This is a genomic window from Paenibacillus sp. Lou8.1 (assembly GCF_024213565.1).
Classification (GTDB): domain Bacteria; phylum Bacillota; class Bacilli; order Paenibacillales; family Paenibacillaceae; genus Paenibacillus; species Paenibacillus polymyxa_B.
In genome coordinates this window covers 18,478-32,437 of record NZ_JANAVN010000006.1, presented here as the reverse complement: position 1 = coordinate 32,437, position 13,960 = coordinate 18,478, and the positions used below count along the sequence as shown (strand labels likewise).

12 protein-coding genes are annotated in these 13,960 nt (G+C 44.5%); all 12 read left to right on the top strand.

The window, feature by feature from the left end; all coding sequences use genetic code 11:
• Positions 1 to 65: 65 nt before the first annotated feature.
• On the top strand, positions 66 to 1,025 hold the full coding sequence (locus NLX78_RS09960) for a ketopantoate reductase family protein (protein ID WP_254350282.1): 960 nt from the start codon (positions 66 to 68) through the stop codon (positions 1,023 to 1,025).
• Positions 1,026 to 1,029: 4 nt separating this feature from the next.
• Complete coding sequence (locus tag NLX78_RS09955; RefSeq protein WP_254350281.1) at positions 1,030 to 1,419, top strand: DUF3397 domain-containing protein; 390 nt, start codon at positions 1,030 to 1,032, stop codon at positions 1,417 to 1,419.
• Positions 1,420 to 1,572: 153 nt separating this feature from the next.
• Complete coding sequence (locus NLX78_RS09950) at positions 1,573 to 3,273, top strand: peptide ABC transporter substrate-binding protein (protein WP_254350280.1); 1,701 nt, start codon at positions 1,573 to 1,575, stop codon at positions 3,271 to 3,273.
• A gap of 201 nt (positions 3,274 to 3,474) precedes the next feature.
• A complete protein-coding gene (locus NLX78_RS09945; RefSeq protein ID WP_254350279.1) occupies positions 3,475 to 4,407 on the top strand; it encodes an ABC transporter permease in 933 nt (310 codons plus the stop codon).
• 4 nt (positions 4,408 to 4,411) lie between these two features.
• Positions 4,412 to 5,362 (top strand): ABC transporter permease, encoded by a 951-nt coding sequence (locus tag NLX78_RS09940; RefSeq protein ID WP_254330555.1) that lies wholly within the window; start codon positions 4,412 to 4,414, stop codon positions 5,360 to 5,362.
• An 11-nt stretch (positions 5,363 to 5,373) separates the two neighbouring features.
• Entirely contained in the window at positions 5,374 to 6,312 is a 939-nt protein-coding gene (locus NLX78_RS09935; protein ID WP_013311102.1) for an ABC transporter ATP-binding protein, read from the top strand.
• 122 nt (positions 6,313 to 6,434) lie between these two features.
• Complete coding sequence (gene bshC, locus NLX78_RS09930) at positions 6,435 to 8,066, top strand: bacillithiol biosynthesis cysteine-adding enzyme BshC (protein ID WP_254350278.1); 1,632 nt, start codon at positions 6,435 to 6,437, stop codon at positions 8,064 to 8,066.
• A gap of 63 nt (positions 8,067 to 8,129) precedes the next feature.
• Entirely contained in the window at positions 8,130 to 9,395 is a 1,266-nt protein-coding gene (locus NLX78_RS09925; RefSeq protein ID WP_165178386.1) for an adenosylhomocysteinase, read from the top strand.
• A 330-nt stretch (positions 9,396 to 9,725) separates the two neighbouring features.
• Positions 9,726 to 10,163 carry a division/cell wall cluster transcriptional repressor MraZ gene (mraZ, locus tag NLX78_RS09920; protein WP_013311099.1) on the top strand — a complete coding sequence of 146 codons (438 nt, stop codon included), beginning with the start codon at positions 9,726 to 9,728 and terminating at the stop codon, positions 10,161 to 10,163.
• Between the two features lie 17 nt (positions 10,164 to 10,180).
• Complete coding sequence (gene rsmH / locus NLX78_RS09915; protein ID WP_254350277.1) at positions 10,181 to 11,131, top strand: 16S rRNA (cytosine(1402)-N(4))-methyltransferase RsmH; 951 nt, start codon at positions 10,181 to 10,183, stop codon at positions 11,129 to 11,131.
• A gap of 24 nt (positions 11,132 to 11,155) precedes the next feature.
• A complete protein-coding gene (locus tag NLX78_RS09910; RefSeq protein WP_061828519.1) occupies positions 11,156 to 11,536 on the top strand; it encodes a hypothetical protein in 381 nt (126 codons plus the stop codon).
• Between the two features lie 60 nt (positions 11,537 to 11,596).
• Complete coding sequence (locus NLX78_RS09905) at positions 11,597 to 13,951, top strand: penicillin-binding transpeptidase domain-containing protein (protein ID WP_254350276.1); 2,355 nt, start codon at positions 11,597 to 11,599, stop codon at positions 13,949 to 13,951.
• Positions 13,952 to 13,960 lie beyond the last annotated feature (9 nt).

The window sequence follows — 13,960 nt, the reverse complement described above, 5'->3', positions numbered from 1 at the left end:
TTTTGTATTTCTCTAGAGTGCATATGATATAGTAGAAAAAAAGATGGAAGCGAGACGATACAAAGGTGATTGATATTATTGGAGCGGGTTCGCTGGGATTGTTGTTTGCCGGGAGGTTGTCTGCCTCAGGTACAAAAGTAAGGCTGTGGACGCGTACACTTGAGCAGGCACGCTTCATTGCTCGTGAAGGGATTACTGTGTTTGATAAGGAGGGACAGACGGCAGTACATGTGTCCGGGAATAAATTGAAGGTAGCGCCATTGGCAGATTGGCAACGGTTAAATTCACAGGCTCCGGCACGATGGATAATGCTTATGACCAAACAGGGGGCGATTGAGGAAGTATTAGAACAGATCCAGCCTGCAGCTCAAATGGATAGAAATACAGGAATTGTTTGCTTGCAGAATGGAATCGGCCATATAGAACGCATTAGAAAGGCTTGGCCTAAAGCTGTAGTATACCCTGCTGTGACGACTGAAGGAGCCAAGAGGCAGGGGGTAGCATCTATTGTACATGCAGGATCGGGTGTTACTGAAATAGGATGTTCGGAGGAAGAGGAGGAGTCGAAGAACAATAATTTTAATCAATGTGTGCTAAATCGGCTGGTTGCAGCAGGATTTGACGCTTGCTTGTCGAAAGAAATCGAGAACGGTATGTATCGCAAGTTGTTGATCAATGCTGTGATCAATCCGCTGACGGCGTTATGGCGAGTTCGTAATGGCGAGCTGCTTTCGGACCCTATTCGAATACATATGATGCGCAGGCTGTACGATGAAGGCATTCAAGTGTATGAAGCTCATGGTATCCACTGGGAAAACGCATGGTGGGAGCAAATTATGAATGTATGCCGGGCAACGGCAGAGAATCACTCGTCCATGCTAGCTGATGTACTTGCACAGTCCATGACGGAAGTTGCTTCGATTAACGGACAACTGGTGCAGATGGCAGATCGGGCTGGAGTTACTGCACCAACTCATGAGTTATTGTGGCAATTAATTGAAGGCATGCGGCTAAAAGAGGGGTGATCAGTTGAGTCTTATACAAGGTGCTATTATCACTTTCAGTATTCTTCCCTTTTTTCCGTTTTTGATCGTGTTTGCGGTTTGTCGCTACATTCTTAAAATGGAAAAAAAGAAATCGTTACTTACTTCTATGGATATTACCACGTTTTTTCTGATATTTTCCGTCGCAGCACTCTTTAACGTCATTTTTACATCTCGATTCGGTTTTTATTTGATTCTACTGCTCCTATTACTGGCTTTGGGTTTAATTGGAGGAGCTCAAAATCGAATAAAAGGGAAGGTTGATGGTAAAAGATTATGTAGAGCGGTCTGGAGATTAACTTTTATGGCGATGACATTGGCGTATATTTTGTTGACTGTAGTTGGTATATTTAAGAATATATTCAACGCCATGTGATATAAGGTGACATGAAAAGGTGAAAAAATATGAATTAATCATGTTTTTTTGAAAAAAAAGCTCAATTTGAAGAAATGTAATGTAGATTTTTTTGACCGCTGGTTGTATAATCTATAAACATATACCACTTTAGAACTAGGGGGAAAACGCTAGATGAAAAGGAAAAGCTTTTTAGTCCTTTTGACACTCATTCTTGCAGTTGGCGCACTGCTCGCAGGTTGCGGCGGCAAGAACGATACCAATGGTAAGGGCGCACAAGAAAACACCTCGACTACGCCGGCTGCGGCCGACAAGCAAATTTTGCGCATTAACCTTGCATCCGAGCCGCCAACGTTCGATCCGGCACAGGCTCAAGATACTCAAGCAAACACTGTTTTAAAAACAATGTATGAAGGTCTTGTTCGCATGGGCCCTGATGGTAAAGAAATTCCTGGCGTAGCTGAATCTTGGAAAATTTCCGATGACGGCAAAACCTATACGTTCAAGCTTCGCGATACTGCAAAATGGAGTAATGGCGACCCAGTCAAAGCAAGCGACTTCGTATTTGCTTGGCAACGGGTATTGGATCCTTCCACGGCTCCTGCACCTCCATATGCTTACCAATTGTACTATATCAAAAATGCTGAGGGTTACAACCTGAGCACTTCCAAATCTTTTAAAGGTACTAAAGTTACGGACTTCAAAGATGTAGGTGTCAAAGCAGTTGACGACCATACATTGCAGGTAGAACTGGAACATGCAACACCTTACTTCCTGGGATTGACTTCTTTCTACACCTATTACCCGGTGCATCCGTCTGTTCAAGGAAATGATAAATGGGCGACTAAAAAAGAAAGCATGATCACTAACGGGCCTTTCACATTGTCGACTTGGGAGACAGGTCAAAAGATCGAGGTTTCCAAAAGCGAGAATTATTGGGGTAAGGACGAAATTAAACTGAAGAAAATTACAATGTCCCTTGTAAACAGCGGTGCAACAGAACTCGCTTCTTACAGAAGTGGACAACTTGATTATGCAGGTAAACCTAATGGCGAAATTCCTGCAGACCAAATGATGGCTGTGAAAAATGAAATGCCTAACGAATTCCAGGCTAAAGGTATAGCAAGCACCTATTACTATTTGTTTAACGTCACCGAAAAACCGTTCAATAATCTTAAAATTCGTAAAGCATTTGCAATGTCGATTCAACGTCAGCCGATTGTTGATAGAGTAACGATGGGTGGAGAAATTCCTGCTTACGGCTTTGTACCTCCGGGTATTAAAGGTTTATCTCAGGAATACCGTAATGAACATAAAGATGATTATTTCAAAGAAGATGTAGCTGAAGCGAAGAAATTGCTTCAAGAAGGTATGAAGGAAGAAGGGGTAACTTCACTCCCTCCAATCACTCTACTCTACAATTCTACTGAAGGACACCAAAAAATTGCTTTGGCAGTTGCAGATATGTGGAAGAAAAGCCTGGGAATCGACGTGAAAACGCAAAACCAGGAGTGGGGCGTATTTATCCAAACACGTAACAAGTTGAATTTCCAAATTGCACGTGGTGGATGGTCTGCTGACTTTAATGATCCGATGACTTTCCTGGATATCTGGACAACTGGTAATGGCAACAATAATTCTGGATATTCTAATCCTGAATATGATGGTTTGATTAAAGCGGCTAGAACAGAAACTGATCCAGGAAAACGCATGGAAATATTTGCGAAAGCAGAGAAGCTTCTTGTTCAGGATGATATGGTTTTACTGCCGATTTATTACTACTCTAATACTTCTTTGACGAAACCAAATGTAAAAGGCGTTGCCTTGGATTTTAGTGGTGCAATTGATTTTACAAGAGCTTATATAACACAGTAAGTAGCTGATACTTGATTCTGAAGTTGAGGAGTTACTTCGGGATATATATGTGGGTACTGCCATATATATCCCGTTTTTTTTGTGTGTGAGGGTTCTTCTTAAAATGATTAAATTAACCATGCATATAAGTAGATTGGACAACCCAACTCTATTTCTATAGAATCGAATGGTGTCGAAAAATATGGGAGGTGTAAACGGGCGATGGCGCGTTATTTGATCAGTAAATTTATATTTATGCTTATTTCTTTGCTCATTCTGATCTCTGCGACGTTCTTTCTGATGAAGGCAATTCCAGGTAACCCTTTCATGAGCGAAAGAGCGACGTCTCCTGAGATTCAAGCCCGATTAATGGAACAGTATGGGTTGGATAAGCCTGTATATGTACAATATTTTAAATACTTAGGTGATATTGTTACGGGTGATTTTGGTATTTCTATGAAAAAATTGAATCAAAGTGTGAGCGACATTATTGGACAGACCTTCATGGTATCACTAAAATTAGGTCTGGTCGCAATTATTGTTTCCATTATTGTCGGTATTTTACTAGGTATGCTGGCGGCTTTATACCATCGTAGACTCATTGATACCGTAGCGATGATATTGGCAATTCTGGGTATTGCGGTTCCCAGCTTCGTTCTGGCATCATTAATTCAGTTCTTTTTTGCCCAAAAGTTGGAATTGTTTAATGTTATGGGCTTCGAGGGCCCAATGGACTACGTTCTGCCTGTGGCGGCTTTGTCCGCTCAACCAATTGCATTTATTGCACGATTGACGCGTTCCAGTATGATAGAAGTACTGCATGCAGATTATATCAAAACGGCCAAAGCTAAAGGCTTGAAATCCATTACGATCATGTTCAAACACGTTGTGCGGAATGCTATTTTGCCAGTTGTTACCTACGTTGGTCCAATGACAGCGAATATTATTACCGGATCTGTGGTTATTGAACGGATTTTCGGGATTGGCGGTATTGGTAAAGTGTTTGTGGAAAGTATCACAAGCCGTGATTACACCATGATTATGGGCATAACGATTTTTTACGGTGTTTTGCTTATGTTAGCGCGTTTTATTACAGATGTCGCGTATGGGTTTATTGATCCTCGGATTAAGCTGTCCGGCGGGAAGGAGGGGTAACTTTATGTCTGTGAAAGACAATGCTGTGAATTTGGATAAACTTCAGGTAAAACCGGAAGATTTCCGAAAAATAGGGGTCGATGAAAAGCAGTCTGAAGTTATTCAGCGAGAAAGCTTATCTGCTTGGCGCGATGCTTGGGAACGACTTCGTAAAAACAAGGTTGCAATGACTAGCTTGATTGTTTTAGTTCTGATTGTGCTTTTTTCTTTAATCGGTCCGATATTGTCACCCTATAATTATTACTCTAATGATTTACTGAGCACGAATCTGCCACCTTCTGCGGAGCATTGGTTCGGTACGGATGATCTTGGACGTGATATGTTTGTCCGTACATGGATGGGAGCACGGATTTCCTTGACGATAGGTCTGGCTGCAGCTTTGATTGATTTGCTGATTGGTGTTATTTATGGTGGAATTATGGGTTACTTTGGTGGCCGCGTTGATGAAATCATGAATAAATTTTCTGAAATCTTGTACTCCATTCCTTACTTGCTTGTTACGATCCTGTTGCTGGTTGTACTGGAGCCAAGTATCACTACAATTATTATTGCGCTCTGTGTAACGGGGTGGATTAACATGTCGTGGATTGTACGTGGTGAAATGATGCAACTCAAAAACAGAGAGTTTGTACTTGCTTCCCGTTCCATGGGTGCTGGAGCAGGTCGTTTGCTTTTCCGCCACCTCTTGCCTAATGCAGTAGGTCCGATCATCGTTACATTGACGTTGAGCGTTCCAACCGCTATTTTTTCCGAAGCTTTCTTGAGCTTCCTCGGTTTAGGGGTACCGAATCCGGAGGCATCGCTGGGTTCAATGATTGAATCAGCTCTGACCGGGTGGATGTATTACCCGTGGCGGATGCTTTTCCCAGCAGGTTTGATCAGTTTGATTATGCTTGCGTTCAACCTTTTTGGCGACGGCTTGCGTGATGCGCTTGATCCGAAGTTGAAGAAATAGGAGGTGAGATCATGGTGAGTAGCAACAATTTAATTGAGGTTGAAGGTCTTAAAAAGTATTTTAATGTTGGCAAAAACCGTGTGCTCAAAGCGGTGGACAACCTGAATTTCTATATTCGCGAGGGTGAAACGCTGGGTATGGTTGGCGAATCCGGCTGTGGTAAGTCTACAGCGGGTCGTACGATTTTGCGCTTGTATGAACCTACAGCAGGTAGCGTACGTTTTAACGGTACGGATATTTACAAATTATCACCAAGTAAAATGAAAGCAATGCGCCGTGATATGCAGATGATCTTTCAAGATCCGTATGCATCATTGAACCCGCGTTTTACCGTTTCTGATATTATTGGGGAGGCACTGGATATTCACAATATGGCGGGTAGCCGTGCAGAACGCAAGAAACGGATTGAAGAGTTACTTGATCTGGTTGGTTTGAACCCTGACCATGCAACACGCTATCCGCATGAGTTTTCTGGTGGTCAACGTCAACGGATCGGTATTGCACGTGCACTGGCTGTTAATCCTAAATTCATCATTTGTGATGAGCCGATTTCAGCTCTTGACGTATCTATTCAGGCTCAGGTTGTCAACCTGTTAAAAGAGCTTCAAGAACGTTTGGGTCTGACATACCTATTCATTGCGCATGATCTGTCGATGGTCAAGCACATCAGTGATCGGGTAGCTGTAATGTATATGGGTAGAATGGTTGAGCTTGCAGAAAGTGCTGAGTTGTATGCAAATCCGATCCATCCTTATACGAAAATGCTTTTGTCGGCGATCCCACTTCCTGATCCAGAAGTAGAAGCCAACAAAAAACGGATTATTATGCCAGGCGACCAAGCAGGCCCGATTCATGATGCATCTGGCAGTAAGACAGGGGCTTATAACCTGGAAAATGCCACGCTCATTGAAGTGTCTAAAGGACATTTTGTAGCTGAGCCTTACGCCTGATCTTGTTTTATGCACCAACCGCCGAGTTATTCGGCGGTTTTTTTTGTAGGAAGCTTTGACGTGGACATAGGCTTTCGGTACAATCAAGCAGTAAGGTTTTGGTGGAGACAGGAGGCAGACCCATGAAAATAATTCCGGAAACGCTTCGCGGAGGGTCGGCTTTGGCAGAAGATTATATACAGGGTACAGGACGCGCAAGCGACTTGTATGAATATAATGTGCTGCACGCCGATGCTTATGCCCAACGGGCGAAGTGGCTGGATAAGACGGAGCATCTGCGATTAAACCGTAAGGATGTCGTAGCATGTCTTCGTATATACAATGAGAAATACAATTCGTATGAGGCGGTTCGTGCTTCATTGGACCGTCTGGAAAGTCCAGATGCCTTAGTAGTAGCTGGTGGGCAGCAAAGCGGACTGTTCACAGGTCCGATGCTGGTCATTTACAAAGCTGCTACCCTAATTAAGGCGGCGAGAGAAGCTGAGGAACGTCTTGGACGTCCGGTTATTCCCATCTTCTGGATTGCTGGCGAAGATCATGACTGGGACGAGGTCAATCATACATACGTAATGGCAAATGACCCACAAGCCGTCAAAATCAAGCTGAATAAGCAACCTGAACGCCGTTCTTCGGTTAGTGCCATTAAAGTTGACGCTTTTGAATGGAAGCAAGCGATAGCGGATATAGAGCAAAGCTTGCCAGATTCAGAACATAAGGCTGATATAATGCGCATGATTGAGAACGGGATAACGAATTCATATGGACTGAGTGAAGCCTTTGCCAAGTTGCTGGGCCTTTTGTTCGGCACCTATGGATTAGTACTCTTGGATTCAGCAGATCCTTCGCTACGCAAGCTGGAAGCATCCGTTTTTAAGCGGCTGGTTCAGCACAATGATGAGTTGGAGCAGGCTTATCGGACGGCTGCCACACGGATCGTAGATTATGGATATCATTTACAAGCCGATGTGCATGAAGGTGGCGCGAATCTCTTTTATATCCATGAAGATGAACGCCTGTTGCTTTTCAAAAAAGCTGGACTATTCACGGATCGACACGGTCTGGTGGCGTTTACTGTGGATGAACTGCTCGAAGAGATAGATAGACATCCCGAACGTTTTAGTAACAATGTGCTAACTCGTCCTCTAATGCAGGATTCACTGTTTCCGGTGCTGGCATCTGTGCTGGGTCTAGGAGAGATTGCTTACTGGGCGATTACACGGGATGCTTTCGGGGTGTTGGAGATGCAGATGCCGATACTGCTGCCACGAATGTCTTTTACGTTGGTAGAGCCAGGTGTAGAGAAGCATATGCTTAAGTATGAATTAAGTTTTGGTCAAGTTAGAGACGGACTTGAGGAACGGAAAAAGCAATGGATTGCCACTCAAGATCAGCTTGGAATGCAGGATCAGTTTTCCGGGGCTAAGGAAGCTTTTGTCCGCATGTACGAACCACTTGTGCAGCAGACAGGTTTGATTGAAAAAGGTTTGCTACAGCTCGGAGAAACCAACCGCGAGAAAATTCTGGCACAGATCGCCTATCTGGAGGCAAAAGTTCAGGAAGCGTTGCTTCGGCAAAATGAAACAGCACTTCGCCAGTGGGATCGTATTGAATGGTCGCTTTTTCCATTTGGACAGCCGCAGGAGCGGGCGTATACGATCTATCATTTTCTAAACCGTCATGGTCTCAGCTTGATTGATACGATTATGAATGTACCATTGGATCTGACAGGTACGCATCGTGTTATTTATGTATGATTGTTATTTTATATAGGATTTATCATGGTGCAAATTCAACCAATATGAAGGAGGAAACAAAGTATGACTTCCCATTCTCTACAAAATAGCATAGTTCACGATCTTAAATTGGCCCCTGAAGGTCATTTGAAAATTGATTGGGTAGAAGCCCATATGCCGGTATTGAACCGTATTCGTCAACAATTCGAGCAAGAGCAACCTTTTGCTGGTCTGAAGGTAACCATCTGTCTACATTTGGAGGCCAAAACGGCTTACCTAGCTAAAGTGGTACAAGCAGGTGGAGCGCAGGTAACTATTACGGGGAGTAATCCATTGTCTACACAAGATGATGTTTGTGCCGCATTAGTTGAAGATGGCGTTACGGTATTAGCTAAATACAATCCAGACCCAGAAGAATTCAAGAATTTGCAAATTAAGGCACTGGAAACAAAGCCGGATCTCATTATAGATGATGGTGGTGACTTGGTTACTCTGTTGCAATCCGAACGGCCTGATCTGATTTCTACGATCCGTGGGGGAGCAGAGGAGACAACTACTGGCATTATTCGTTTGAAGGCTTTGGAAAAAGAAGGGCAACTTCACTTTCCGATGGTCGCTGTTAATGATGCTTACTGCAAATATTTGTTTGATAACCGCTATGGTACAGGACAGTCAGCTTTCGACGGCATTATTCGTACGACTAATCTGGTTGTAGCAGGAAGTACAGTGGTTGTGGTAGGTTATGGCTGGTGTGGCAAAGGAGTTGCAATGCGTGCGAAAGGGCTGGGAGCCAACGTTGTTGTAACCGAAGTTGATCCGATCAAGGCAGTAGAAGCCCATATGGATGGTTTCCATGTCTTGCCGATGGTAGAGGCTGCCAAACTGGGCGACTTCTTTATTACAGTAACTGGAAACAAGGCTGTAATTACAGGAGAACACTTTGATGTGATGAAGGATGGAGCTGTGCTGTGTAACGCAGGGCATTTTGATGTGGAGGTTAGTAAGCCTGAGCTTGCTAAACGTTCCGAATCCATTCGTACGGTGCGTCGCAATATCGAGGAATATCGTTTTAAAGATGGACGTAAAATGTATTTGCTGGCAGAAGGACGCCTCGTGAATCTGGCTGCTGCTGATGGACATCCTGCGGAAATTATGGATACGACATTTGCGCTTCAGGCGCTTGGCTTGAAATATGTGAATGATCGTTACAATGAGCTAGGCAAAGCCGTTATTAATGTACCTTATGAAATTGATGAGCAGGTAGCTCGATTCAAGCTTGATAGTCTGGGAATCCAAATTGACACGTTAACTGAAGAACAAAAGATCTATTTGGACAGCTGGAACGCGTAATCGGATTTTCTCATCACGATTTTCGCTGCAAAGTGTTGCGTTTTTAATGCAAGTATTTGTTTGGGTTGACATAATGGACAGAGAGTAAGCCCTTTATTCCGTGTTGTTTCGAAACCTGATGCATATTGTCGGGGGACGGCTTCATGGGATAAGGGCTTTTTTGCATCTTGTGACGCGGGGCTACAATAACAGACATAATGGTATGGATCCGGCTTCTATCACTTTTTGGTAATGAAAAAGAGGTCTTTGATTTTTTAAAGCGAATCTATTATGCTTAGGTGGTGGAAAGTGGGCCAAAGTGGGAGAATGGGGTAAGGGGTGACGAAACCAATGTTTATGGGGGAGTTCCAACATAGCATTGATGAGAAGGGTCGGCTTACTGTACCGGCCAAGTTTCGTGAACTTCTCGGTGCCTCGTTCGTGGTTACCCGCGGGTTGGACCAATGCCTCTTCGTGTATCCCATGGATGAGTGGGCTGTCATGGAGAAAAAACTTAAAGCACTGCCTCTGATGAAGGCCGATGCGCGGGCGTTTACCCGTTTTTTTTTCTCGGGGGCGACTGAATGCGAATTGGACAAACAGGGCAGGGTAAATTTACCGGGGAATTTGTGCGAATACGCCAAGCTCACTAAAGAGTGCGTCGTATTGGGAGTGTCCACCCGTGTAGAGATTTGGAGCAAGCACACTTGGGAGCAATATTTCAACCAATCAGAAGAAGCATTTAACGACATTGCTGAGAAATTGGTTGATTTCAACTTTGAATTGTAATTTAGGAGGTCAGCCGTTTGTTTCACCACATTACCGTACTCAAAGAAGAAGCAACACAGGCACTAAACATCAGGCAGGACGGGATTTATGTGGACTGCACGTTGGGAGGGGCAGGACACAGTTCCGTCATTGCATCACAGCTTGGCCCTGAGGGAAGGCTCATTGCCTTTGATCAGGACGACTGGGCATTGAACAATGCGCGAGAGAAGCTGTCAGCCTATGAAGGCAAGATTTCATTAGTGAAATCCAACTTCCGCCACTTGCAGGACAAGCTGACCGAATTGGGATTGCCCGAGAAAGACGGCGTCCCGCAGGTCCAGGGTATTTTGTTCGATCTGGGTGTGTCCTCGCCCCAGTTCGATGAGGGGGAACGGGGATTTAGCTACAATCATGATGCGCCGCTTGATATGCGGATGGATCAGAGTAGCTCGCTTACGGCTTACGAAATTGTCAATAAATGGTCGGAAGCAGAGATTGCGCGTATTTTGTTTCATTACGGAGAAGAGAAGTTTTCACGGCGGATCGCAAAGATCATGATTGAACGTCGATTGAACAAGCCTATTCACACAACTGGGGAACTTGTCGATATTATCAAAGAAGGAATTCCGGCTGCGGCACGCAGAACCGGGGGACATCCGGCTAAACGCAGTTTCCAGGCTTTGCGGATTGCTGTGAATGATGAGTTGGGTGCACTGGAAGATACTTTGCATCAGGCAGTAAGATGTCTGGCTCCAGGAGGCAGAATTTCGGTCATTACATTCCATTCTCTGGAGGATCGGATATGCAAGCATATTTTCAAGGAGTATTTGGCGAAAAGCATCTATCCATCTGATTTGCCTATTTTGGAGGACAAAATGGAAGGCGATCTGAAGCTGGTGAACCGTAAGCCGATTGTGGCGTCAGAGCAGGAACTGGAGCTTAATCCTCGGTCCCGGTCAGCGAAGCTGAGAGTTGCCGAGAAATTGTAAATTTAATGGAGAAGGAGAGGCGACATGGCTTATACACGCGGTAATTTGGCTGTAAAAGAAAGAGCCCGTCAGGAACAGGTTCAGCAACAACGGTATCGTGAGACCACCAAAGTCGTTACACGCCGCAGAGAGCTGCCGATTCGAGAAAAGCTGCTGTATCTATTGACACTTGTAGCGTGCATTGTCATTGCTGGTATGTTGATTAGCAGGTACGCTCACATTTATCAAATCAATTATTCGATTAATACGGCAAGCAAGGACATTTCCAAATTACAGACCAATATCGCCCAACTGAAGATGCAAAAGGAGCGTCTGGAAAATCAGATCGTGCCGACTGCAAAGCAACAGGGATATATCGAACCAACAAGAGAGCCCATTCGTGTGGAAAAGCAGGCTGCCAAATAGTTAAGGGCATAGCATCAAGCTATGCTCTGACGTACATTTTTTTGCAGAGAGGTTTGAGCTATGGTCAAAAGAATAAAGCTTCGCACACTGCTAATAGGGGGATGTATTACCCTCTTTTTTCTTGTTCTGCTACTTAAGGTATTTTGGATTCAAGTTGTGAGCGGGGAGTACTGGCATAACCTGGTAGTTAATCAAGTAGAAAGAGATCAGGTCATTCAGCCCAAGCGTGGAACCATTACGGACCGTAAAGGAAACGTATTGGCTACGGATGCACCGGCTTATACGGTAGTTGTCAATCCTAGCATCATTCAGGAGTATGATTTGGAGAATGAGGTTGTAGCTAAGCTGCACCAGTTACTCAAAACGCCTGAGGATGAGCTGAGAGGACATCTTTCTGCAAAGGATAAAAAGGGGAACTACTTAAAAAATCGCGAGATTCGTAATGGGGGCTGGAAGGTAGACCCTGAGATCAAGGCACAAGTGGATACGTTCAAAGAGTATTTGAAGGATAAGTATGAAGTAATTGGAGCTGTGGACACTGTTCAAGAATCCAAACGCTATTATCCGGAAAATAAGCTGGCTTCCCATGTTCTTGGCTATCAAAGAAAAGATGGCACAGCAGGTATGGGATTGGAAGCTTATTATAATAAAGAGCTCTCGGGGACGGCTGGAAAGCTTCTGTATCAGCGGGATCGGAAGGGAGTTCCTCTTCAAGGATCGGAAAGTGTCTATGAGCCGGCACAAAATGGTAAAAATTTAAAGCTGACGATTGACGATACGATTCAGTATTATATAGAGGATGCCATGCAGGAAGCTATTGCAAAATACAACCCGAAAACGATGACTGTAGTAGCTGCTGATCCCCAGACGATGGATGTTCTTGGTATGGCAACTTATCCAAATTTTAATCCCAATACATATGGGAGTACACCCTTGGAATATTTCCGTAATAATGCTACTCAATCTATCTACGAGCCTGGCTCCACGTTTAAGATTGTAACCTTGGCAGCTGCGGTTCAAGAAAAGGTGTTCAATCCAAATGAATCTTACCAATCTGGTATGATTCGGGTCGGAGGCTGGGATATTCGTGATGTAAGCCGCAACTGGGGAACGTTAACCTATCTTCAGGGAGTCAAGCGCTCAAGTAACGTTGGTTTCGTCCATCTGGGTTTGGATAAGTTGGGTGGCGAGAGACTGAAGAAATATATTAATAACTTTGGATTCGGCGTGAAAACGGGCATTGATCTTCCAAGTGAGTCTACCGGGGCTATTACGTTCCATACCCAGTACAAATCCGAGGTCGCAACCGCTTCATATGGACACGGACGTGTTCAGGTGACGCCAATCCAGCAGGTAGCTGCCATCTCGGCAATTGCTAACGGGGGGAAGCTGATGCAGCCTCATCTGGTGAAGGAAATCATCAACCCAGATACAGGCGAAGTTCAGACGATTCAACCGAAGGAAGTCCGTCAAGTGATTACTCGGGAATCGGCAGTCCAGACAAGCAGCTATCTAGAGCAGGTCGTATCTGACCAAGAAATTGGTACGGGACGCCTTGCTTATATTGACGGATATCGTGTAGCTGGTAAAACAGGTACAGCGACGAAGGTCGTCGGAAAAGTATATGACCATTCGAAGGATGTCGTGTCCTTTATAGGTTTTGCACCGGTAAATGATCCGAAAATAGCTGTTTTGGTTGTTATGGACGAACCTAACAAATCGGTAGGCGGCGGTACAGCAGCAGCACCTGTATTTAAAAAAATTGTATCCCAATCGTTGCAATATATGGGGGTTCCAAAAACGGGAACTAAAACGAATAAATCAGGTGCCACTGTTGTAAAAACAGTGAATTTGCCAACGGTACCAACATTAACTGGTCAGGTGAAGAAGGATGCGCAAAATGCATTGCTCAAACAGGGAATTGCCTATGAAACGGTAGGCAAAGGCTCCAAAATTGTTCGCCAGTATCCTGAAGCAGGCGTCAAAATGAAACCCGGACAACGCATTTACTTGCTGACTGAGGATAGTGCCAACATGACTATTCCTGATTTTACAGGTGTTTCGTTGCGTGACACACTTCAAGTTCTGACCCTTATGAAGGTTGGTGTGCAGGTAAGTGGCGAAGGTTATGTTGTCTCTCAAAAGGCGCAAATGGTAAATGGAAAGCGGATCGTCAGCGTGACGCTTCAGCCGGCCAAAGAAACGGTGACCGGAGTGAAACCGGAGGAAACACAGGACTCGACCAATGGAGTTGCAGCTAACCAGACCGGCAGCGCAACAAAAACGGAGGTCGATACTAAAACCGATTCCGGTACTACTGCTGATGCTGGAACAGACTCGGAAGCTCCTAAGGGAGGAATATCTGCTGTTGCAGATGAGGAAAGTGCTGCTGCGATTAAAGGCGAGGATAACTGATAGCTTGTT

Bases quoted from the DNA above. Each gene is read 5' to 3' on its own strand.
- NLX78_RS09950 (WP_254350280.1), top strand. From the start codon at position 1,573: ATGAAAAGGAAAAGCTTTTTAGTCCTTTTGACACTCATTCTTGCAGTT.
- NLX78_RS09945 (WP_254350279.1), top strand. From the start codon at position 3,475: ATGGCGCGTTATTTGATCAGTAAATTTATATTTATGCTTATTTCTTTG.
- NLX78_RS09940 (WP_254330555.1), top strand. From the start codon at position 4,412: ATGTCTGTGAAAGACAATGCTGTGAATTTGGATAAACTTCAGGTAAAA.
- NLX78_RS09935 (WP_013311102.1), top strand. From the start codon at position 5,374: ATGGTGAGTAGCAACAATTTAATTGAGGTTGAAGGTCTTAAAAAGTAT.
- bshC (WP_254350278.1), top strand. From the start codon at position 6,435: ATGAAAATAATTCCGGAAACGCTTCGCGGAGGGTCGGCTTTGGCAGAA.
- NLX78_RS09925 (WP_165178386.1), top strand. From the start codon at position 8,130: ATGACTTCCCATTCTCTACAAAATAGCATAGTTCACGATCTTAAATTG.
- mraZ (WP_013311099.1), top strand. From the start codon at position 9,726: ATGTTTATGGGGGAGTTCCAACATAGCATTGATGAGAAGGGTCGGCTT.
- NLX78_RS09910 (WP_061828519.1), top strand. From the start codon at position 11,156: ATGGCTTATACACGCGGTAATTTGGCTGTAAAAGAAAGAGCCCGTCAG.
- NLX78_RS09905 (WP_254350276.1), top strand. From the start codon at position 11,597: ATGGTCAAAAGAATAAAGCTTCGCACACTGCTAATAGGGGGATGTATT.